This is a genomic window from Flammeovirga sp. SubArs3, from assembly GCF_947387565.1.
Taxonomy (GTDB): domain Bacteria; phylum Bacteroidota; class Bacteroidia; order Cytophagales; family Flammeovirgaceae; genus Flammeovirga; species Flammeovirga agarivorans.
Genome location: NZ_CANDOA010000009.1, coordinates 86,137 through 107,314 on the forward strand (window position 1 = coordinate 86,137; position 21,178 = coordinate 107,314).

Annotated in this window: 20 protein-coding genes; 14 read left to right on the plus strand and 6 right to left on the minus strand. The window is 33.6% G+C overall.

What is annotated here, in order from left to right:
* Genes QL232_RS21615 through QL232_RS21625 form a run of 3 tightly spaced genes read right to left on the minus strand, consistent with a single transcriptional unit; the run spans nucleotide 1 to nucleotide 4,895 of the window.
* Entirely contained in the window at nucleotides 1-1,185 is a 1,185-nt protein-coding gene (locus QL232_RS21615; RefSeq protein ID WP_281615732.1) for a PepSY-associated TM helix domain-containing protein, read from the minus strand.
* Nucleotides 1,186-1,239: 54 nt separating this feature from the next.
* On the minus strand, nucleotides 1,240-2,478 hold the full coding sequence (locus QL232_RS21620) for a DUF4374 domain-containing protein (RefSeq protein WP_281615733.1): 1,239 nt from the start codon (nucleotides 2,476-2,478) through the stop codon (nucleotides 1,240-1,242).
* A 59-nt stretch (nucleotides 2,479-2,537) separates the two neighbouring features.
* Nucleotides 2,538-4,895: a TonB-dependent receptor gene (locus QL232_RS21625; protein WP_281615734.1), complete on the minus strand. Its 2,358-nt coding sequence runs from the start codon at nucleotides 4,893-4,895 to the stop codon at nucleotides 2,538-2,540.
* A gap of 160 nt (nucleotides 4,896-5,055) precedes the next feature.
* Here QL232_RS21625 and QL232_RS21630 point away from each other — a divergent pair, with 160 nt between their 5' ends.
* Nucleotides 5,056-6,102, plus strand: a complete 1,047-nt coding sequence (locus tag QL232_RS21630) for a histidine kinase (protein WP_281615735.1) — start codon at nucleotides 5,056-5,058, stop codon at nucleotides 6,100-6,102.
* Nucleotides 6,099-6,770 (plus strand): response regulator transcription factor, encoded by a 672-nt coding sequence (locus QL232_RS21635; RefSeq protein ID WP_281615736.1) that lies wholly within the window; start codon nucleotides 6,099-6,101, stop codon nucleotides 6,768-6,770. The genes QL232_RS21630 and QL232_RS21635 overlap by 4 nt, the downstream gene beginning before the upstream one ends.
* A 54-nt stretch (nucleotides 6,771-6,824) precedes the next feature.
* Here QL232_RS21635 and QL232_RS21640 read toward each other — a convergent pair whose 3' ends face one another.
* Both QL232_RS21640 and QL232_RS21645 read right to left on the minus strand, forming a co-directional pair.
* On the minus strand, nucleotides 6,825-7,223 hold the full coding sequence (locus QL232_RS21640) for a MerC domain-containing protein (RefSeq protein WP_281615737.1): 399 nt from the start codon (nucleotides 7,221-7,223) through the stop codon (nucleotides 6,825-6,827).
* A gap of 86 nt (nucleotides 7,224-7,309) precedes the next feature.
* Nucleotides 7,310-7,813: a transcriptional repressor gene (locus tag QL232_RS21645; protein WP_281615738.1), complete on the minus strand. Its 504-nt coding sequence runs from the start codon at nucleotides 7,811-7,813 to the stop codon at nucleotides 7,310-7,312.
* 98 nt (nucleotides 7,814-7,911) lie between these two features.
* Between QL232_RS21645 and QL232_RS21650 the strand changes: the two genes are divergently transcribed.
* The 9 genes from QL232_RS21650 (at nucleotide 7,912) to cobC (ending at nucleotide 15,726) form a co-directional block, all read left to right on the plus strand.
* Nucleotides 7,912-10,332: a TonB-dependent receptor gene (locus tag QL232_RS21650; RefSeq protein ID WP_281615739.1), complete on the plus strand. Its 2,421-nt coding sequence runs from the start codon at nucleotides 7,912-7,914 to the stop codon at nucleotides 10,330-10,332.
* A 7-nt stretch (nucleotides 10,333-10,339) separates the two neighbouring features.
* Complete coding sequence (locus QL232_RS21655) at nucleotides 10,340-11,020, plus strand: hypothetical protein (RefSeq protein WP_281615740.1); 681 nt, start codon at nucleotides 10,340-10,342, stop codon at nucleotides 11,018-11,020.
* A gap of 9 nt (nucleotides 11,021-11,029) precedes the next feature.
* Nucleotides 11,030-11,443, plus strand: a complete 414-nt coding sequence (hisI, locus tag QL232_RS21660) for a phosphoribosyl-AMP cyclohydrolase (RefSeq protein WP_281615741.1) — start codon at nucleotides 11,030-11,032, stop codon at nucleotides 11,441-11,443.
* On the plus strand, nucleotides 11,444-12,115 hold the full coding sequence (folE, locus tag QL232_RS21665; RefSeq protein WP_281615742.1) for a GTP cyclohydrolase I FolE: 672 nt from the start codon (nucleotides 11,444-11,446) through the stop codon (nucleotides 12,113-12,115). It abuts the gene before it with no gap.
* Nucleotides 12,116-12,252: 137 nt separating this feature from the next.
* Nucleotides 12,253-12,723: a phosphoribosyl-AMP cyclohydrolase gene (locus QL232_RS21670; RefSeq protein WP_281615743.1), complete on the plus strand. Its 471-nt coding sequence runs from the start codon at nucleotides 12,253-12,255 to the stop codon at nucleotides 12,721-12,723.
* Between the two features lie 5 nt (nucleotides 12,724-12,728).
* Entirely contained in the window at nucleotides 12,729-13,034 is a 306-nt protein-coding gene (locus tag QL232_RS21675; RefSeq protein ID WP_281615744.1) for a hypothetical protein, read from the plus strand.
* Between the two features lie 337 nt (nucleotides 13,035-13,371).
* Nucleotides 13,372-14,385, plus strand: a complete 1,014-nt coding sequence (cobT, locus tag QL232_RS21680) for a nicotinate-nucleotide--dimethylbenzimidazole phosphoribosyltransferase (RefSeq protein ID WP_281615745.1) — start codon at nucleotides 13,372-13,374, stop codon at nucleotides 14,383-14,385.
* A 10-nt stretch (nucleotides 14,386-14,395) separates the two neighbouring features.
* Complete coding sequence (cobS, locus tag QL232_RS21685) at nucleotides 14,396-15,178, plus strand: adenosylcobinamide-GDP ribazoletransferase (RefSeq protein ID WP_281615746.1); 783 nt, start codon at nucleotides 14,396-14,398, stop codon at nucleotides 15,176-15,178.
* Complete coding sequence (gene cobC, locus QL232_RS21690; RefSeq protein ID WP_281615747.1) at nucleotides 15,163-15,726, plus strand: alpha-ribazole phosphatase; 564 nt, start codon at nucleotides 15,163-15,165, stop codon at nucleotides 15,724-15,726. The genes cobS and cobC overlap by 16 nt, the downstream gene beginning before the upstream one ends.
* Before the next feature lie 249 nt (nucleotides 15,727-15,975).
* On the opposite strand, the gene QL232_RS21695 is transcribed toward cobC, so the two are convergent.
* Complete coding sequence (locus QL232_RS21695) at nucleotides 15,976-16,737, minus strand: alpha/beta fold hydrolase (RefSeq protein WP_281615748.1); 762 nt, start codon at nucleotides 16,735-16,737, stop codon at nucleotides 15,976-15,978.
* 160 nt (nucleotides 16,738-16,897) lie between these two features.
* Between QL232_RS21695 and QL232_RS21700 the strand changes: the two genes are divergently transcribed.
* The 3 genes from QL232_RS21700 (at nucleotide 16,898) to QL232_RS21710 (ending at nucleotide 21,174) form a co-directional block, all read left to right on the plus strand.
* On the plus strand, nucleotides 16,898-17,971 hold the full coding sequence (locus QL232_RS21700; protein ID WP_168885181.1) for a histidine kinase: 1,074 nt from the start codon (nucleotides 16,898-16,900) through the stop codon (nucleotides 17,969-17,971).
* Nucleotides 17,968-18,729 (plus strand): LytTR family DNA-binding domain-containing protein, encoded by a 762-nt coding sequence (locus QL232_RS21705; protein WP_281615749.1) that lies wholly within the window; start codon nucleotides 17,968-17,970, stop codon nucleotides 18,727-18,729. Before QL232_RS21700 ends, QL232_RS21705 begins: the two co-directional genes overlap by 4 nt.
* A gap of 120 nt (nucleotides 18,730-18,849) precedes the next feature.
* Nucleotides 18,850-21,174 carry a TonB-dependent receptor gene (locus tag QL232_RS21710; RefSeq protein ID WP_281615750.1) on the plus strand — a complete coding sequence of 775 codons (2,325 nt, stop codon included), beginning with the start codon at nucleotides 18,850-18,852 and terminating at the stop codon, nucleotides 21,172-21,174.
* The last annotated feature ends 4 nt before the right edge of the window (nucleotides 21,175-21,178 follow it).

Genomic DNA, 21,178 nt, shown 5'->3' on the forward strand with positions numbered 1-21,178 from the left:
TTAATGAGTTACTAAACTTTTCTTATTGCTCTTTCTTTTGGAGGACTTTTTCTTTCTACCTCTCCAAATCAAAAAACCTGATATGGGTAAAGACGCCATAGTAAGGCTCATAATAAACATGATTATTTTCGTCGGTAAACCACCAATACTACCTACATGTAGATCATAATTTAAGGCCTGAACCTTGTCCCCATTATTTTTATCTTTAAACGTTTGTCTACCTAACAATTCTGCTGAATTTCGATCGTAGTACATTTCTATTCTCGTAAAATTCAATGCTTCATCCACATAAGATCTAACGATATAGGGAACTTTATCATTGGGGTGTCTTCTGATCAGAAGAAATTTACTTTCAGGGATTTCATTTAAAGTTTGCTTCAAGATATCGTCGAGCGGAGATAAAGAATAAATTCCTTTTGTAGGCTCTTTAAGAGGTTTTTCTTCTTGCTCAATACCAGCATTTGCAACCCATTTTACAGCTTTATTAAAGTCTTCTGAAGCCCAAAGCAAACCCGTTAAAGCTGCTAATAGAGCAAATGGTAAAAAGTAAAATCCTAGAATTTTATGAAGGTCATAGTTTTTCCGCCTCCATTTAGTTGATGACGTCCAACGAAAAGAAAAACTTTGTTTACGCTGATTTTTCTTAAAAGGCCACCATAAATACAGTCCCGACAAGAGAGAGAATACAAAAATCCATACAGCACCAACCACCAGAATATGGCTAACAGGGTTATACCCTAAAAATAAAGTGATGTGTACCCAAAAAATCACGTTAAAAAACTCCCATTTAGTATTCTCTACTTTTACTACTTCTCCAGTATAAGGATTGATAAATACCGTCTTATTAAATTTCACATAGTTGGGATACAAAAATTTATCCTCATCTGTATCCTGAAAAATAAAGCTAACTGTATGACCTTCAAAATTAGGGATTACTATATTCTGAAAAGTATACTTATTATCAATTGCTTTTTCTGCGATCTGAGTTAATTGACTTATTGGAAGACGCTCAGTACCTGAAGTAGGTAAAGTGATCTGATTTCTATCTTTATAAAAGACAGATTTCATCTCTTCACTAAAAACATAAATACACCCCGTAATAGAAATAATAAATACTATTATTCCAGAGGCTAATCCTAGCCAAAGGTGTAACTTACCGATGATATTTTTTATCGTAAACTGCATAAAGAAAAAAGCACCAAGAAAATAACTCCTTGGCGCTTTTGATATAGTAATGAACTAGTATGTTTTTAAACCAACAATTGCCTCAGCTCCTGTGTAGTTCAAACCTTCAAATACTTTTCCTGTAGAAGGTTCATAGATATATAAAGAATTACCATCTTCATGGTTAGTAAGTATTACACCTTTCCCATTAGCTAAAAGACCCATTGATCTTCTTGCTCCATAGTACCCACCTCTTGATGCAGGAATATCTAAAGACTCTACTGATTTAGTTTCTAAATCAACAAGAACATACTCAACATAATAATCGCTATTATCCCAAACATCGCTATTGAATACTTGAACAATCGCTTTATTGTTACCTAAATATTGCATACCTAATGTATGGAAACCTGTAGCTTCAGTGATATCTAAGAAATACGAATCGTCGAATTCAGAAGTACCTGCTTTTATTCTTACAATACCTGAAGGAACGCTTTCATTTCCGGCATAAAGAGCCGTATTTGATGAACATAAGTATAAATCACCTGATTCCGATACTCCGTAAGATGGGTTGAAACCATTACAAACTGACGCTGTTTTTGAAGAAGTAATTTTCTTTTCATACTCCATAGTTTCTGCATTATATACAGCTACTTGAGCTTCGTCATAAATAGCACCATCGCTTTCACCTGCCTCAACATAAGGAATATATACTTTACCTTCGAAGAAAACATAATTATTAGCCCACATATAAGAGTATCCAGCATCAGCATCAGCGTTAATAGGTAATGTAATTGTACCGCTAGTCTCTTCGCTCATTGTCGAAACGTTGATAATTTGGTAGCTATATACACCATCTACTGGCCATAATTGCTTCGATGTCAATAAAATTCTATTGTCATCTAAAAATGTAAATAGAGGGTTACCATTAGTACCTAAGTTTGGAATTTCTCCCATATCCTCAAGGACACCTTCATCATTTACCTTTAGCTTCTTGAAAGTCTCTCCTGTGTAGTCATTTACATAAGTATAACCATCTTTATTCGTGACTAAAACAGCTCCATCCGACTTCATCAATTCTTGAGCTTCTTCGATATCCGCAGAACCAGATTCAGCATCATCCACAACATGTAAAGGATATAACCCTTGTGCTTCCAAGTCAAGACTTAATAGCACTCTCGCACTAAGTTCATCCTCGACTGTTTCCTCGTCTTCATTCTCGATAACTTCCTCGACTGTTTCGGTAGTTTCACAACCAATTAAGGCAATAGATAAGAAGAAAAAAGTAAAAATCAGTTTGTTTAGATTTTTCATGTTAGTAAAAATTAAATGTATTTTAAATTGAAAGTTGAAAGTTTCTCTTTGAGTATATTCTATCGCAAGAAGTACCTTACCTTCATATAAAAGGCTCTTCCTGGTTTCTGAATATTAAAATTGTCGAAAGCCAAAGCATTAAAAATGTTCTTTGATTCTAGACTTATATTGTAGCGATTGTCTTTTGTTGAAGCGGTAATACCAACATTATGCAATAATTGAGTAGGTATAATATTCTTCTCTCCTCCTTGAGCAATAGATTCATAACCTAAGAAAAACTCATGTACATAATTCAGGTTATAACTTAGGAGTAAACCCACTTTCTTTGATGGCAGTAAGCTGTAACTAGCACCCAAATTTCCAAATAGGTAAGGAGTGTTAGGTAATTGATCTCTGTACACTCTACTTTCATCACCTGTAGCATCTACTTTTTCATTATTTAGAACATATTGTCTAGAGATATTGGCATTCCAAAATAGTCTGTTGTTCCACTGCCACTCTAAATCTAATTCATAGCCATAGATCAAAACACTTAGGATATTTTCATACCGACTACCTCTAATAAATGATTCTCTAAATGTGAAGTTATCCACATCTCTCCTAAAGAAGTTAACACCCGTTTTTAGCTTGTTCTTCCCAAAAATAGGGTTATAATTGAAGCCAAAATTAAGGTTATAAGTTACTTCTGGCTGAAGCTCAGGGTTTGCATAAATGGCTAAACCATCACCAAAAACTTCTACAGGTTCTGGTAATCTATATCCTCTTTCAAACGAACTTTTAATGAGCAACTGAGGGAGTATAAAATAACGGCCGCTAACCGCATACCCCACCTCACTTTTAGTGGTTTTTAGGTCTTCGATTTCTACAGAGTGGTCTTTCAGGTACTTTGCATTTCTAGTATACATGTAGAAATGGTAATTCTTTAATGCCACATTTAAGTTTAGTCGATTACTCATTAAGTGAGCATTATACGATATGCCAAAAATGTTTTTCCTTAATTTATTTGGAGTACGGAATGGTTCATTCTCAGGGGTTCCTAAACGGTTTTCGCCTTGTCTTTCTACTTGGTAACCAATGTAATTGGCATTAATAGTATGGTTTTCAAATAGCTTATATTTAACGTTACCTCTGTATATAAATGTTTTCTGCTCAAACTCATAAAGAGTTTTCTGATTGAATAATTCCGCAGAGTTATCATTTGTGACTCTTGTAACTTCACCAAGCCAATTGTACCTATTCGAAGTGGTGTCTATACTGATAAAGTTTCTTGTGTTGTACACCGCAAATAACTTCACAGACATTCTATCGTCTAATAAATTTGATTTACTATACTTAAGTGTAGTTATATGACTATCTTCCTCGGACCTTACCTCTCCTCTTGGATTACCATAAAAATCCGTTTGTGCATCATCTTCAGTTCTTGTAAATGAGTGACCAATAATTAAATCATCAGCCCACTTTACTTGTGTAAAACCACCTTCCAACATTGCAGTATAAGACATAAAGTCATCATGAAAACGCTCTACATCTACCGTTTTCCATTCTTTATCTACATACACTTCCATGTCGTACATGGTGTAATTGTTATTACTAAAATTATAGAATAGTTTGGGTCTTACAGTAAAACCAGACTTTTCATGTCTATACTGACTGTTTACTGCTAATCGATGGGTATTAAAAGAACCATAGCTATAAGAAGCATCTAAGTATGAATCTAAAGTTTCTGTAGGAATTATATTAACAGCACCACCAAGTGCATCGGCTCCTAAATCGACGGGCACTACACCTTTGTATACATCAACCCTATCAATCAGGTTAACAGGAAAGTTATTTAATTTATAAGCATCACCTAAATAATCCGTTGGGATATCATCAACAAAAAATCGGACCCTGTAATCAGATAAACCATTTAACGAGAAGTTATAATCTGAACCCACTCCACCCGATTCTCGAATACGAACTCCTGATGTTCTATTCAGCACTTGGTTCATATCGATTGTAGAGTTTTTAAATACCTCCAAGTCTATTGATTGCACAGCAAAACCACTTTCTTCTACTGTAGTAGAGTTAGATTTTCCAGTGATCACCACCTCATCGATGGCAACAACATCTTCAATTAAAACAATATTGAATTCAGAAGATGGTTGATTTTCAAGATCAACCGCTTTCACCATTTTTTTATAGCCTAAACGAGTAAAAACAAGGTTGAACTTTGTTTGCCTTACTTTCTTTAAACTAAAGTATCCATCTTTATCAGAAAAGGTTACAATATTTTTTCCTTCAATACCTACAATTACATTATCGATAGGCATACCCTTTTCACTCATTACTGAACCAGTAATAACGGTATTTTTTTCTTGAGAAAAAGTCAGAGTAACAGTAATAAAATAAAGAAAGAGTGTTAATTTTTTGTTCAAGATTGAAAGTATTTGTTATTTAGACTAATTACAAATAACAAATGTATTAAATATTAGTAAGTTGCAAAGATGAAATCGGTGAACGACATTTTTTTCACCGCTAACAACATTCAAACAATTAAATACACAATCGAATTCTATATTTTTAGTCTTAATTGCTATGACTTTCTCTCTTCAGAAATTAAAGGATAATTATGATGAAATCACCTATCAAGGAATCATCATTCTTATACTTTTTATCTATTTTTCTTATACATTAGACGGTACTCAAAACGTATCACTGTATTCTCTTATTTCGATACATAAATTTGCCTTCTTTGGTAATTACTTAGTTGCCGCTATTATTATTAATTACTTTTTGCTTCCCTATTTTTATTATCGCAACCAGACATTACTGTTTATTATTTTTCTCAGCTTTCTAATAAGCTTTGTGATTCTAACAGATGAATTTATCCTCGAACAGATTTATTATCCTGATACTAGAGGACAATATTTCCCTGGAATCTTATTTACCTTAATAGAGACGCTCCCATTAATTTTTATCATGGTTGCCTTTAAGATTGTATGGGACTTTAATAAAAAACAAAGTGAAATTGAGCAATTAAAATCTTTAATGAATGAAAGTGAGCTTCAATTTTTAAAATATCAGATCAACCCGCATTTTCTTTTTAACCATCTGAACAATTTGTATGCTTATGCTTTAGAAGAATCACCGAAAACACCTTCAATAATATTAGAGCTATCTTCTGTGCTTCGATATATGCTGTATGATTGTAAGGAGAATGAAGTAATGCTTTCTAAAGAATTAATGCATCTAAAAAACTATACAGCATTAAATGAACTACAAATTCATGAAAGAGGTATTGTTAATTATAAAGAGGAAATCCTTTCAAGTGATTTTAAGATCTCTCCACTAATCCTGGTTGTATTTATTGAAAATGCATTCAAGCACAGCAACGAAAGTCAGATTAAAAATATTACTATCGATATTGATATAGTAGTAAATAAAGATGGCTTACTCACTTTCACCTGCATTAATAATTTTTTACCTCATTTTGCTAAAAGTACACACTCTGGAATTGGATTAGAGAATGTAAAGAAACGTCTGCATTTACTATATCCGAACCAACATGAATTATCCATAGAATCCATCGACAATTTATTCAAAGTCACACTAACATTAAACTTAAAACACATCGAAATATGATTACATGCATTATAGTAGAAGATCAGGCTCCAGCTCAAAAGATTCTTAAAAACTACATTCAAAAAACAGATCAACTTTCATTACTTAATACATTCTCCGATGCTATCGAGGCAAAAGAATTTATCGAAGAACATCCTGTTGATTTAATGTTTTTGGACATTAATTTACCTCAATTATCAGGTATTGAATTTTTAAAGTCTCTAAAAAATAGTCCACTAGTGATACTCACAACCGCTTTTTCCGATTATGCATTAGAGAGTTATCAATATAGAGTGATTGATTATTTGTTAAAGCCGTTTTCTTATGATCGATTTATTTTATCTATTAACAAGGCATTGTCTTTACTTAATTACTCTAGTCATAATGAAGTGATCTTTATTAAATCACGAAATGATATTATAAAAATTAAACATCAAGATATATTCTACATTAAATCTGATGTGGACTACACTGAAATATTTACCACTTCTAAAAAGTACCTTTCTTCCTCCTCTTTAAAAGAATGGAACCATAAATTGGACAACACATTTTGTCAGGTTCATCGATCGTATATTGTCAATTTAGAACACCTTCTTAAGATCTCTCAAAATAAAGTACACCTTTCTAATAAAGAAGTTATTCCAATCGGCCGAGCGTATAAAAAAGAATTTATGGAGAAATGTAATTAATTATATTTTGGGCAAAAAAAGAGAGACTATAAAGTCTCTTTTAATCAGTAATCGTTAACTGCAACAGGTATCTCCTGCACATTTACAATCTTTCCTATTGTATAAATGTAATGCAATTAGTGAAAGTGTAGGAACAAAAATAAAATTTTCATGGATACTCATCCAATGGAATTGTTCATTCATAACAATACCTAAAAGCACAATCCAACTAATACTGAACAATATCTGGATGATTCGTCTTCTACTGATTTTAATTGAACGATAAACAGCAACAAAAGAGATCAATACAAAAAGTATATCAAATTGTTTCCACCAAACTGGAGAGGCTTCACAACACCCATTTGTTGCACAGCTATCTACCAAAAAGAAAAGAGGAGTAGCAATACAATGTAATAAGCATAAAAAGCTTGTAGCAGCACCTAGAACATCTGATTTAACACTTAATGTATTCATATAGGATCGAAAAATTTAAATTTTGTGGGGCAAAAATAATCAAAAATCTATTTATTGCGATACTGTTGCAATAAATTTAATTATCATTATCCTACAACCACTTCATTTTCGACACAACTTGGACAAATACCTTCAAGTACCAGCCTTGCTGAGGTAATATTAAAACCATTCACCTTGCTATATTCGGGCAATGCTAAATCATTCATACAGAATGTCTTTTTACATCGTTTACATAAAAAATGTGCATGGTTTTCAGTATGACAACTCACCTCCTCTTGAGTCAATGCATATTTTGAAACACTATTAAAGCCAGGAACTTTGTGTATTACTCCCTTCTCTAAAAAAATATCAAGTGCTCTATAAATTGTTGCCTTGTCTGGATTTGATTTTATCTTCTGTTGTAAATCTTTATGAGTTAAACCATAAGAATTGTTCATAAAAATCTCTAACAATTCTGTTCTAAATGGTGTACTCCTAATCCCATAATTACAAAGATATTCCTTCTTCGAACTAAACTTCTTCATTAATAATTCATCATTAACACCCTCAATAAATTCAACATTGTTGTCTTTAATAAAATAATTTTCCATTTTTGCGACACTATCGCATTTTAAAACAAATATATAATTTTGTTTAAATATTTGTTGACAAATGATTCAATAAATAAATCATCCTAACAATTTTTTTAATGAAAAAGCTATTTCTTCTTTTTCTCTTTCAACTTTCAAGTCTCCTCGTTTTCTCACAGGCTTCAGGCAATTGTGATTATAAATTGCAAGGAACAATCCTTGATATTGAAACAAAAGAAGCATTACCTTTTGTAGTTGTTAGTATAAAAGGAACAAAGCATTATACCCTTACAGACAACGAGGGTAAGTTCCAATTAACTGGATTATGTGAGGTCACCAATTGTTTAGAAATTACTTGTAATGGCTATTGTAACACCACATGTGATGCTACTTGTTCTGTGCAAAAAGAGCACAAAAACAATTCTGTTATCTATTTAAAACCAGATGTTGTTGCTCTAAATGAGGTTACTGTAACAGATGTAGAAGAAAAAACCGGTACTGTTAGTATTGCACAAGATGTAGTAGATAGACAATCACTCGCCCTTAACCCAACACAAACATTAGCTTCTGCTATTACCAATATTGATGGAGTTTCTTTTACTTCTGCAGGTAATAATGTACAACTTCCTGTTATCCATGGATTGTACGGAAATAGGGTTCTAGTATTAAATAATGGCTTAAAACACGGCTTCCAGAATTGGGGATCAGACCATGCTCCTGAAATAGATATTACTTCAGCGAATAGCGTAACGGTGATCAAAGGAGCATCTGGTGTTCGTTATGGCCCTGAAGCATTAGGAGGAGCAATTGTAATCGATGCAAACCCACTAAATTTTAATCGGCCACTACATATTGGTGCCGGAACGGGGTATCAAACCAATGGTAAAGGATATAATTTTAATACAGAAATAAATGAAGGTTTTGATAACCTTAGCTATCATGTTGGAGGTAGTTATTCTAGAATTGGTGATAGACATGCTCCTGATTACTCTTTAACAAATACAGGAAAAGAAGAAAAATCTTTCAACGCTGGATTAAAATATAAATTTGGGAATTTTGATGTTAAAGGTTACTATAGTTTTATCGATCAGAACTTAGCACTATTAAGAGCTTCAGTTGCAGAAACTGGCGATTCTTTTATTAAGGCCATCAATTCTGATGTACCGCTTATTGTACGTCCTTTTTCTTATGATATTAACGAACCAAATCAGTTAACTCAACATCACCTGCTGAAAGGTGAAGTAAATTGGTGGATTTCAGATGATGAAAAACTTACGTTTAGAGTTGGTCGACAAATCAATAAAAGAAAAGAGTTTGATGTAAGAAGAAATGCTGACCTTCCCATTATTGACCTTGACTTAACAACTTCAGATTATCAATTAGAATGGAATCATAAAAATTGGCTTCAATTAGATGGAATCATTGGAGCTCAGCTATTTACTCAGGATAACAACAACAACCCTGGTACAAATACTACAGCCTTTATTCCTAATTATAACACTACTAGAGTGAGTGGTTTTATCATTGAAAGTTTTCAACGAAATCAAAATACCTTTGAGGTTGGTATTCGAGCTGATTATGAAAATAACAATGTAAGAGGTAGAGATATTTACCAAAATGTATTTAGAGATGAATACAGTTATGTCAATGTCACTTCATCATTAGGATACATCCGTCAGATCAATGACAATACTACTTTCAGAACAAACTTGGGTACAGCATGGCGTACTCCAAATGTAGAAGAACTTTACAGCTTTGGTCAGCATGGATTTAAAATTACTTATGGTATGCTTCGATATGGTTTCGATGAAAATGGCAGTATAAATACCGATGAAGTAAAACCTTTAGCTGAAAGTAATGTAAAACCCGAAAAAGGATATAAGTGGATTAATGAACTAAAGCACCAAAGTGGTGATAATACTTATACGGTTACTGCTTATTCACATTACATCCAAAACTATGTATTTGAAAGACCTTTCGGAGTATTAGGGACTATCAGAGGTCCTATGCCAGGATTTATTTTTGATCAGGCAAATGCTGTTTTTATAGGAAGTGATTTCACATGGCAAAGACAGTGGTCTAATTCATTAACAGGCACATTTGGTATTAGCTACCTATGGTCACAAAATAGTGAAGATAATGAACCTCTCATCAATCAGCCTCCAATTACAACACATTATGAACTGAATTGTAATTTGAAGCCATTTTGGATCGTTGAATCTTCTCATTTATCTCTTAGACCAAGTTTTACTTTCAAACAATTCCAAGCTCCAAGAACTGTTCCTCCAGAAGGTATCATAGATGGAACAGTCGAAATAACTCCTACTTCAGAAATATTCGATTTTAAAGATGCACCAGAAGGATACTTCTTATTTGATATATCCTATGGGTTTAAAATCAAGGATTTTACTGCCAACATCGCAGTGCATAATGTATTTAATACTCGTTACAGAAATTACCTCAACAGCATGAGGTACTTCGCAGACGAAATGGGAAGAAATTTCCTCTTCTCTATCAATTATAATTTCAACGCTAAATAAAAAACAAATGAAAACTTTAAGCATTTTCAAAAGAAGCAGTATTGCACTTTTTGCAATATCAACTTTCGCTTTCACAAGTTGTGACGACAGTGAAGATATTCCACCAGAAGAGCATGATCATGAGACCATTACAGATGTAAAATTAATTTTCACTAATACACAAGATGCTAATGATGTAGTAACTGCTTCTGCTCAAGATGAAGATGGTGAAGGTGTAAAACCTCTTGAAATCAAAGATGAGATTACATTAGATGCAAATAAGACATATAAACTTACTTATGAGATCTTAAACACATTAGCACATGATCATGATGAACATGAAGAGGAGGAGGAAGAAGAGCACCATGACGAAGAAGAACATGAAGAACATGGTGAAGATATCGGTGCTGAAATCTTAGAAGAAGATGATGAACACCAATTCTTCTATGCATTTACTGAAGGTGCTTTTTCAGACCCAACAGGAGACGGTAACATCGATAATGCTAGTGATCCAATCAACTATGATGATAAAGATGAAAACGATCTTCCTGTAGGTTTACAAACAACTTGGACCACTTCAGAAGCTTTAAACAGAGGTGAATTCAGAGTAAGATTAATGCACCAACCTAGTGGTCTTAAAACTGAAACATCTACTGCTGAAACTAGTGATCCTGATTTTGATTTAACTTTTGTATTAAATATTCAATAAGACATTACAATGCAAGACAGTTCAAAAATTGCATTAGAAGAGCAACTTATCCCCCAACTCCAATTTGAGAAGAGAGGTGGATTGTTACCCGTCATTGTACAGGAGTATGACTCCGGACAAATACTTATGCTGGGTTACGCCAATGAAGAGGCTTTTAACTATACTTTAAAAAGTAAAAAAGCCACTTTTTGGTCCACCTCTCGGAACAAATTATGGACCAAGGGAGAAACTTCTGGCAATTACCTTCAGATGAAAAACATTATGATGGACTGTGATCAAGACGCTATTATCTATCAAGTAGAATTGATGGGTAGTGGCGTTTGTCATACATTCGATCAACAGGGGGAGAATAGAAAAGCTTGCTTCTACAGAAGCTATGATATTGAAGAAAAGAAATTGAAATTTATCGAAGGAATGGAGTAAATGAAAAAGAAAGAGAAATTAAAAATAGAAGCCGAGGGAGACAACCATATCATGACGAGTGTAGATACACCTATGCTACCTAATGCTTTTGCAAAAACAGACAAAGAAAAGATCGAAATCATTCAAGATTACTTTGCAGGTATTATGGAAACCTTAGGATTAGATTTATCAGATGATAGTCTTAAAGGAACCCCTTACCGATTTGCAAAAATGTATGTAAAAGAACTTTTTTCTGGCTTAGACCCTAAAAATAAACCTTCCTTATCAGTATTCGACAACAAGTATCAGTACGATAAAATGCTGATTGAGAAAGATATTACCTTCTCTTCTGCATGTGAACACCATTTTTTACCAATCGTCGGAAAAGCACATATCGGCTATATTTCTTCAGGTAAAGTCATTGGTATATCAAAGATTAACAGAATAGTAGAATACTACGGCAAACGTCCTCAAGTACAAGAAAGAATGACTCTTCAGGTTTATAATGAACTGAAAGAAGCTTTAAAGACGGAAGATATCATTGTTATTGTAGATGCTGAACATCTTTGTGTGTCTTCTCGAGGAGTAAAAGATAAAACCAGTTCAACTGTAACCTTAGAATATGGTGGAAAATTTAATGATATCGCTTTAAGAGATGAGTTCATCAAATTATTAGACTTAAAAATAAAATAAAAGAAGTTATTAGTGTTGATAAATGCATAATTCTATAATTTAAATGCGACGCCATCGCAAAAACAAAAATTATTTATATATTTATCGAGAAAAATGGTCCGCTATGGATCATCTCAAAAACATCTAATTAATCTAAAATGGTAACTAAAGAACAAGTAGTAAGTGCCCAAAACGAATGGGGAGCAGGAGTAGTGAAAATCGGTTCACTAAAAGAGCAAAGAGCAGAATGTGAAGCTTTCGCCAATGAATTTCTTGATAAGCTTTACTCTTTCGAAGCTGGTCCTGTTTTGTTCAAACCTACAAAATGTGCTGTAGAGCAATTTAGACCAACAAAAGCTGAAGCTTTATCTTATTTTATTGCAGGTGAAGATCGTGCTTGTGCAGAAGACAAAGGTTTTGCAATTAACCCTTGGACAAAAGTAAGATTCGAGAATTCTGATATCATTCTTGAAGAAAATAGAGCTATTGTTATGGGTAACTACTTCTTTACTGATTTAGAGGGTAACGAAGCAAAAGTGGAATATACTTTTGGTTATAAAGTGAAAGATGGTGCCTTGAAAATTGATCTACACCATTCATCATTCCCATACAACCCAGTGGTTGCTTAATTAAAATGCAAAAACATCTATATTTTGTCTGTCCGACAGATCATCTAGAAACAATTATTGAAGCTACTTTTAAAGAAGAGAATTATTATTATTCATCTTTGGGTAATTCTGTCTCTTTTGAAAAAGATATTATCAGTGAAATCAATGACGTTATTGAAACCAATAATATCAAAGAAGTCACATTTATCCTGTCCAATACAAATAAGTTGATTTTGGATGCAATTCAGCATGAAAGTCAGCCTTTAGTGATTGGGATGAAAAGGTTCTATTATGATGTAATCAGACAAAAAGGCGAAATAAAGTGTTTTTAAAGAATACACATATTCCAATTATCTCTTACTTACTGGACAAAAAGGTAACTGAGTTGAAACCGAAGATAAACAAATGGCTTATTGAAGGAATTACAATCAACGCAAAAGTTTACCATAGAGAAAAAGGGATATTTAATGAGGTCAATCAAGACCTGTTTAACATCAAATATTTTTCTATCAACTGATAATCTTTTTTGATGAAAAACATATAACCCCTATCAGAATATTGTATGATTTTGATAGGGGTTTATTGTGTTCAAAAACCTATTTTTTATTGTATTCATTATCTATCTTTGGCCTGTAAAAAATTCACAAACAACTCTCTCCAATGAAGATTATGGAAAACATTGAAAAACAACTTCAACAAAAAATTGACTTAAAAACTAAACCACTTGGAGCTTTGGGAATGCTCGAAAAACTAGCTTTTCAAATCGGAAAAATTCAAAATACATTAACCCCTAAATTATCAAAACCATCGTTAGTGGTCTTTGCTGGAGATCATGGTATTGCAAAGAGTGGAGTAAGTGCCTACCCACAAGAAGTAACTTTTCAGATGGTACTAAACTTCTTAAATGGAGGTGCTGCAGTAAATGTTTTTAGCCAACAAAACCACTTCGATTTAAAGATCGTAGATGCAGGGGTCAACTTCGATTTTGAAGTAAATGATCAGCTTAAAAATGCTAAAGTTGGCAAGGGAACAAAAAATTTCCTTGAAGAAAAAGCCATGAGTAAAGAAGAATTTGAAGCTTGTTTACAAAATGGAAAAGCTATAGTAAAAGAAATGGCTCAGAAGGGTTCAAATGTCATTGGCTTTGGTGAAATGGGCATTGGAAACACGTCGTCATCTGCCATGATTATGAGTAGTCTAATAGACTTACCATTAGAAAAATGTGTTGGAAGAGGAACAGGTGTAGACGATGAACAATTAAAAAATAAGATTGATATCCTACAGAAAGCAAAAGACTTCCATGGTTCAATAAACTCTGCAGAGGAAGTTATGGCTACTTTTGGTGGTTTTGAAATGGCACAAATGTGTGGTGCTATGCTTGAAGCATATGAACAAAATATGATCATCTTGGTCGATGGCTTTATTGCCTCAAATACATTTTTAGTAGCCTATAAAATGAACCCTGCCATTATTCAGAATGCTATTTTCTGTCATTTATCTAATGAGAGTGGTCACAAAGTGCTTCTTGATGAATTGAATGTCTCTCCTATTTTGAATTTAGGAATGAGACTAGGCGAAGGAACAGGGTGTACAGTTGCGTATCCAATTATTGAAAGTGCCGTTAATTTCTTAAATGAAATGGCTAGCTTTGAAAGCGCTGGAGTAAGCGATAAAGAAAATTAATACTACGTTTATGAAAGAAGAAATCCGAATATTCTTCACATCACTAATGTTTTATACAAGGATACCGAGTCCTATTAAATTTGATTATGATCCCGATTATATCAATAAAGCCACTCGGTACTTTCCTTTAATAGGGTGGATCGTTGGTCTCATCTCTTTTGGTGTTTATTGGTTAAGTTCCTTTCTATTTGATACTTCTATCGCTGTCGTCTTTTCTTTAATTGCAGGTGTTTTAACTACTGGTGCATTTCATGAAGATGGATTGGCAGATGTAATGGATGGTTTTGGAGGAGGATGGACAAAAACCAAAATCCTAGAGATTATGAAAGACAGTCGAGTGGGCGCCTATGGAGCTATTGCTTTAGTGCTATTATTTTTGATAAAATACACTTCCCTTCTGTCATTATTTACAACATTAGAAAACCAACCTCCATACGTTATCGCCTTGTATTTTGTGAGCTATCATGCGTTAGGAAGGCTAACAGCTATTAATATCGTTTTTACTTCAGTCTACTCAAGAGAAGATGCTACCAGTAAAGTAAAACCTATAGCTAAACAGCATGGGTGGAAAGAAATCATTGGTGCATATTTCTTTGGTATCACTCCCTTATTTCTTCTTGGTCAATGGCATTTCTTTATTGTACTACTCCCATTATTTGTGACCTACCTTTATTCAAAAAAGTACTTCGAAAAATGGATTGATGGATATTCTGGAGATTGTCTTGGAGCGGTAGAGCAAATTGCAGAATGTGTGTCTCTATTAACTTTTATCTCAATATGGAAATTCATGTAATTCGACATACTCCTGTTGCTGTTCAGAAAGGTATTTGTTATGGACAACTAGATGTTGATGTGGCTGATACTTTTGTTGATGATGTCGCTAAAATTAGCATTCAACTTGATACAGATTACGACACTATTTTTTGTAGTCCATTAAGTAGATGCCAAAAGTTATCAAAGGCACTTCATCTAGAAGGTGTAAGACTGGATAAGCGATTAATGGAATTTGATTATGGAGATTGGGAAGGTAAAAAGTGGGAAGATATTCCACAGGAAAAACTTCAGCCTTGGATGGACGATTTTGTAAATCAAAAAACACCAAACGGAGAATCTTTAAGAGATATATTTCATAGAGTCGAAGAGTTTATCACTACCTTAAGAGCTGCAGGTTACAAAAAAGTTTTACTGGTGACTCATGGTGGTGTGATTCGATGTCTATGGGCTTCAATATTAGAAATGCCTTTACAAAATCTATTTAAGGTTCCCGTCGGCTTTCATGAAAAATTTATTTTCAATCTTGGTACCACCAAAGAGCTGGATGGGATTATAAGAAAAGGATAAATAAAACCACAAGCGTTTACTGATAAGATCAGGAACTCTTGTGGTTTACTATTTTTAGTATCTGACTACAATGTATTTTCTTCGATATAAGCGTTATATCTTTTTTTGAATTCACCTTTTATTTCTCTCAAAGGATACCCTTCAAAAGAGTAGATATAATTCATACCTATACTATCTAATTCAGAAATAAATTGATAACTGAATAATGTCTGTTTTTCAGCAGGTAACTCTTCAAAGAGAACCTCTAAGCTAACTTAAATAGATGGTTACCCACTGAGCAATCATTTTTCCTACATAATTAGAATATTTACTTTCTGTCAATAAATGATCTGCCCCATTCAAAGAAATAAAGCTTTTGGGATGATGTGCATATCCATAAATTTCTGCCGCATTCTTTATTTCGACAGTTGTGTCTTGTGGAGAGTGAAGAATAATGATAGGCTTTCTTAATGTATTCATTACCTCTTCCATATTGGTATTTGTAATATCCTCTACAAATTGTTTTGAGATTGTAAAACCTCTCCCTCCTAGCTGAACTAATGCTTTCCCTTTTTCTTTAATCTCATCAATACTGTGTTGAAAAAGATGTTGAACATGATGAGGTGCCGATGGTGCTCCTACTGTGGCAATCGCTTCTATCGATTCAATTTTCTTTCCTGCGTAAATGGCTGCCGCTCCACCTAAAGAGTGTCCGATCATTAACTTGGGTGCTTCATATTCTTCACTTAGATACTCAGCAACATCTACCAAGTCTTGAATATTGGAAGAAAAGTCTGTTTCACTAAACTCTCCACCACTTTGCCCAAGACCTGTGAAGTCAAAACGCAATACGGCAATTCCCATAGAGTTTAAAGCTTCGGCAATATTCACTACAGCATTTAAGTTTTTACTACAGGTAAAGCAATGAGCGAAAATTGCATAAGCTATTACTTCATTTTGTTCTGGTAGTTCTAATTTAGAAGAGAGCATAATGCCCTTACTGTTTTTGATTTTAAGATTGATAGATTTCACTTGAGATAGTTTTTGGTTTGGTTCAATTAATATACACATAAACCATGGAGATCTTGATGCGTTTATAACCCTTTATTGTTTCGAGACTATTAAATTAATTTGATTCAAATTAGAATCAGATTATTACTTTAATACGTCTTCTTTTAATTACTTTGAAAGTATGAATACTCTTAATGCTGAAAAATCACAACTTCGACAATTGGTAAAAATTGCCATCATGACTTCCCCTCTGATTGCTATTTATACCATAATGCCTATGATGCTGTTCATTTCTTCTTTACCTCAAACGGAGATTGTAGAAATGTATATTAGTCGCTTTAGTTACACCGTGATTTTTAAAGCACTGTTTTGGGTAAGTGTAGTTATTTTTATTCACTGGATGCTGAATATTTGGTTGTTCCACTTAATGGATCATCAATTAAAAAGAAGAATTCATCAGTACTGGAAGTATTTTATTTCTTACTCCTTTATGTTTCTTGTAGTGATGATCATTCAAAAAAAGCGAGCTGAAATTAACCCCATTGATTTTGGGGCATTCAAGTACTACCCATTTATTGGGGCAACAGCCAACAATACTTTTATTCTGATTATGTATTGGCTAATTACTAGTAGATATGAAAAGGCAAAACTTGAATTAGATAAAACAAGGTTGGAACTCGCCCAATCCGTTACTCAGCAAGAACAGCTAAAAAATAAGATACACCCTCATTTTATTTTCAATGCACTTAATACTCTCAAAATTTTAATCAAAAGAGAGCAGAAAACAGCCGAAGAGTATCTTGTAAGGCTTTCTGCCTACCTCCGATTCTCAATCACAGAAACATCAAAAGATCTTGCGTTGATTAAAGATGAAATCGAATTCTGTCAGAACTATATTGAATTGCAAAAGATTCGTTTTGCAAATGCTATCGTCTTCGAAAATGACTTACCAAATACAGTTCAAAAAACAGCTTACTTGCCTGTTGTTACCCTACAGTCGTTAGCTGAAAATGCGATTAAACACAATGCATTTACTTCAAAAAATATTCTGAAAATACAGATTAAGCAAAATGAAGATCAATCGATTTCTTTTATCAATAATATTATTCCGAAAAGAAATAATGAAGCGACCACTGGGACAGGATTAGATAATCTAAAACAGAGATTTCAACTTCTTGGAATCGATACACCAACCATTCACAAGAATACATTGTCTAATCAATTTGAAGTAACCTTTAAGACGATAAACAAATGAGAATCGTAATTATCGAAGACGAATACTTAATGGCAGATGAGCTCGAATCTTTAATTCTAGACTATAGTCCCGAACATACTATTGAAGCAAAGCTGACAACCATTGATGAAACCATTGAGTACTTCAATCATCATCCTGAACCGGACCTTATCTTCTCTGATATCCAATTGGCAGATGGATTAAGTTTTGAAATCTTCCAAGAAATAGATAATCATGCCCCTGTAGTATTTTGTACTGCGTATGATGAATATGCATTAGAAGCTTTTAAAGCCAACGGTATTGATTATATCTTAAAACCATTTGACAGTGATACAATCACTAAAACATTAGATAAAATACATCGACTGACAAAAACGAAGTCGGATAACGATACTACTTTTAAGCAAGTAATGAATGATCTTTCCAATAAGAACCAATTAACAACCAAAACGAATATCCTTATTTTTAAAGGAGACAAGATCATCCCTATCAATACTTCTGATATTGCTCTTGTACAACTAGAAAATGGGGTGTCGTATCTCTATACTTTTGAGGGGAAAAAATATGCTACAGAACAAACATTAGACGCTTTGGAAAATGATTTGGGGCAAGATTTCTATAGAGTAAATCGTCAATTTTTAATCAATAGAAAAGCCATTCATCATGTATCTAAATACTTTGCAAGAAAACTTCTTGTTGAAGTAAAACTTGACACTGAAGAACAAATTATTGTGAGTAAAGCAAAAAGCAGTGATTTTTTAAGATGGCTTCAAGCCTAGTTTTTATTTCACATAAAATAGGCTGTCCGTTTCATATGCAAAATTGTCCGCCTTACATAGATTTTCAACCTCTATAAAACAGCATTAAATAATATTTGTATAAATAATTAATCTATTTATATGAATTTCAAAGCTGTCTTACTCTTAACGTTTCTTCTCAGCTCATCTTTCTTATTTAGTCAATCAAAATATGCAATTAACGGACAAATAAAAGATGCTTCCAATGGAGAAGATTTACCTTATGCTACGGTAACTATTAAAGAATTGCCTGGTGTAGGTACTACTGCCAATCTTTATGGGTATTACTCATTGAGCATTGCAGAAGGGAATTATACCATCATATACCATTATGTAGGCTATGATAAAATTGAGCAAAAAATTAGCCTTACAAAAGATACCAATATAAGTATTGAACTAAATCCCACTGCTCAAAGTCTAGAGGAAGTTGTTATTACTGCGGAAAGGGAAGATCAAAATATTACTCAAAATGAAGGTAGTGTCACTAAACTAGATACAAAAGCGATAAAAGAATTACCCACATTTGGTGGTGAAGTGGATATCATTAAAGTGATGCAAACACAACCCGGAGTAAAAACTTCTGGAGAAGGAGGATCAGGTTTCTATGTTAGAGGTGGAGGCTTGGACCAAAACCTTGTATTACTTGATGAAGCACCGGTGTACAACCCATCACATCTAATGGGCTTTTTCTCTGTTTTTAATGGTGATGCAATAAAAGGTGCTACCATGTACAAAGGTGGGATGATGCCTGAGTATGGTGGGCGTACTTCTTCTGTTCTAGATATTAGGATGAAAGAGGGAAATGCAAAAGAATACAACGTCACTGGTGGAATTGGAACCATTGCATCGAGACTTACCGTTGAAGGTCCTATTGTAAAAGACAAAGGCTCATTTATGATTTCGGGTAGAAGAACCTATGCCGATTTATTTTTAGGATTATTAGACGACCCTGCCTACAAGAATTCAGACCTTTACTTTTATGATTTAAACCTAAAAGCGAATTATCGAATTTCAGATAAAGATAGAATTTTCTTATCAGGATACTTTGGTAATGACAAGTTCGGAATGAGCTCGGACATGGGGATCAATTATGGTAATAAGACAGGTACGCTTCGTTGGAATCATGTATTCTCAAGTAAAGTTTTCTCTAATACATCCATTATCTATAGCGATTACAATTATGAATTTGCTATCGGCGAAAATGAAGACCTTATCGCACTTGAATCGGTGATCAATGATATCAATATAAAACAAGACTTCACTTTCTTCGCCAGTAACAAGCATACGTTCAAATTCGGTTTAAACGCTATTCATCATACAATTCAGCCCGGTAATATATATGCGGGTGAAAACACTGGCATTAATTCACAACAACAAGCCAATCAATATGGTATTGAAGGAGCCGTATATATTCAAGATGAATTTAAGGTATCCAATCGTCTAAGTTTAAATTATGGTATCCGCTACTCACTATTCCAAAAAATTGGTGAAGGATCAGAGTTTGAGTTCAACGATAAAGGAGAGGTCATTGGAATGAAAGAATACCAAGATAGAGATCTAATGCAATACTATGGTGGTTGGGAACCTAGACTATCTGCTAATTATTTATTGAATTCGGTCAGTTCAATTAAGCTTGGATACAATAAAAACTACCAATACATGCACATGCTAACGAACTCTACTTCATCTTCACCTACAGATACATGGATTATGAGTTCAAATAATGTGAAGCCTCAGGAAGCTCAGCAAATTTCATTAGGCTACTTCCGTAATTTTAAAGACAACACTTTTGAAACATCGATCGAAACTTATTACAAAGACATGCAAAATGTCATTGATTATAAGACGGGAGCCAATGTTTTTCAGAATGAATATTACGAAGGTGATTTAGTATATGGTATAGGCCGAGCTTATGGTGTAGAAATGATGATCAAAAAAAATAAAGGAAGGTTTACAGGTTGGGTAAGTTATACGCTATCAAGAACCGAACAACAATTTGATGAAATCAACCAAGGGCAATGGTTTGCTGCTAGACAAGATAGAACTCATGATATCAGCTTAGTGGGGATTTATAAGATCAACCCTAAATTAACCTTATCAGGAAACTTTATTTATTACACAGGTGATGCTGTAACTTTCCCTTCTGGAAGGTATGAGGTAGATGGAAAAATTGTTCCCTATTACACTGAAAGAAACGGATACAGAATGCCCGACTATCACCGTCTTGATTTAGCATTAACTTGGATAAGAAAGAAAACAGATAAGTTCGAATCCAGTTGGAATTTCTCGATCTACAATGTTTACGGTAGAGAGAATGCTTACATGATCAACTTTGAACCTAACGAAACTGACCCTACAAAAACAGAGGCTGTACAAACAGCATTATTTAAGTGGGTTCCATCAGTGACTTACAACTTTAAATTCTAAAATA

Bases quoted from the DNA above. Each gene is read 5' to 3' on its own strand.
- hisI (WP_281615741.1), top strand. From the start codon at position 11,030: ATGCAAGACAGTTCAAAAATTGCATTAGAAGAGCAACTTATCCCCCAA.
- cobC (WP_281615747.1), top strand. From the start codon at position 15,163: ATGGAAATTCATGTAATTCGACATACTCCTGTTGCTGTTCAGAAAGGT.
- QL232_RS21635 (WP_281615736.1), top strand. From the start codon at position 6,099: ATGATTACATGCATTATAGTAGAAGATCAGGCTCCAGCTCAAAAGATT.
- QL232_RS21650 (WP_281615739.1), top strand. From the start codon at position 7,912: ATGAAAAAGCTATTTCTTCTTTTTCTCTTTCAACTTTCAAGTCTCCTC.
- QL232_RS21640 (WP_281615737.1), bottom strand. From the start codon at position 7,223: ATGAATACATTAAGTGTTAAATCAGATGTTCTAGGTGCTGCTACAAGC.
- QL232_RS21615 (WP_281615732.1), bottom strand. From the start codon at position 1,185: ATGCAGTTTACGATAAAAAATATCATCGGTAAGTTACACCTTTGGCTA.
- cobT (WP_281615745.1), top strand. From the start codon at position 13,372: ATGGAAAACATTGAAAAACAACTTCAACAAAAAATTGACTTAAAAACT.
- cobS (WP_281615746.1), top strand. From the start codon at position 14,396: ATGAAAGAAGAAATCCGAATATTCTTCACATCACTAATGTTTTATACA.
- QL232_RS21630 (WP_281615735.1), top strand. From the start codon at position 5,056: ATGACTTTCTCTCTTCAGAAATTAAAGGATAATTATGATGAAATCACC.
- QL232_RS21705 (WP_281615749.1), top strand. From the start codon at position 17,968: ATGAGAATCGTAATTATCGAAGACGAATACTTAATGGCAGATGAGCTC.
- QL232_RS21675 (WP_281615744.1), top strand. From the start codon at position 12,729: ATGCAAAAACATCTATATTTTGTCTGTCCGACAGATCATCTAGAAACA.
- QL232_RS21645 (WP_281615738.1), bottom strand. From the start codon at position 7,813: ATGGAAAATTATTTTATTAAAGACAACAATGTTGAATTTATTGAGGGT.
- QL232_RS21710 (WP_281615750.1), top strand. From the start codon at position 18,850: ATGAATTTCAAAGCTGTCTTACTCTTAACGTTTCTTCTCAGCTCATCT.
- QL232_RS21700 (WP_168885181.1), top strand. From the start codon at position 16,898: ATGAATACTCTTAATGCTGAAAAATCACAACTTCGACAATTGGTAAAA.
- QL232_RS21655 (WP_281615740.1), top strand. From the start codon at position 10,340: ATGAAAACTTTAAGCATTTTCAAAAGAAGCAGTATTGCACTTTTTGCA.
- QL232_RS21670 (WP_281615743.1), top strand. From the start codon at position 12,253: ATGGTAACTAAAGAACAAGTAGTAAGTGCCCAAAACGAATGGGGAGCA.
- QL232_RS21620 (WP_281615733.1), bottom strand. From the start codon at position 2,478: ATGAAAAATCTAAACAAACTGATTTTTACTTTTTTCTTCTTATCTATT.
- folE (WP_281615742.1), top strand. From the start codon at position 11,444: ATGAAAAAGAAAGAGAAATTAAAAATAGAAGCCGAGGGAGACAACCAT.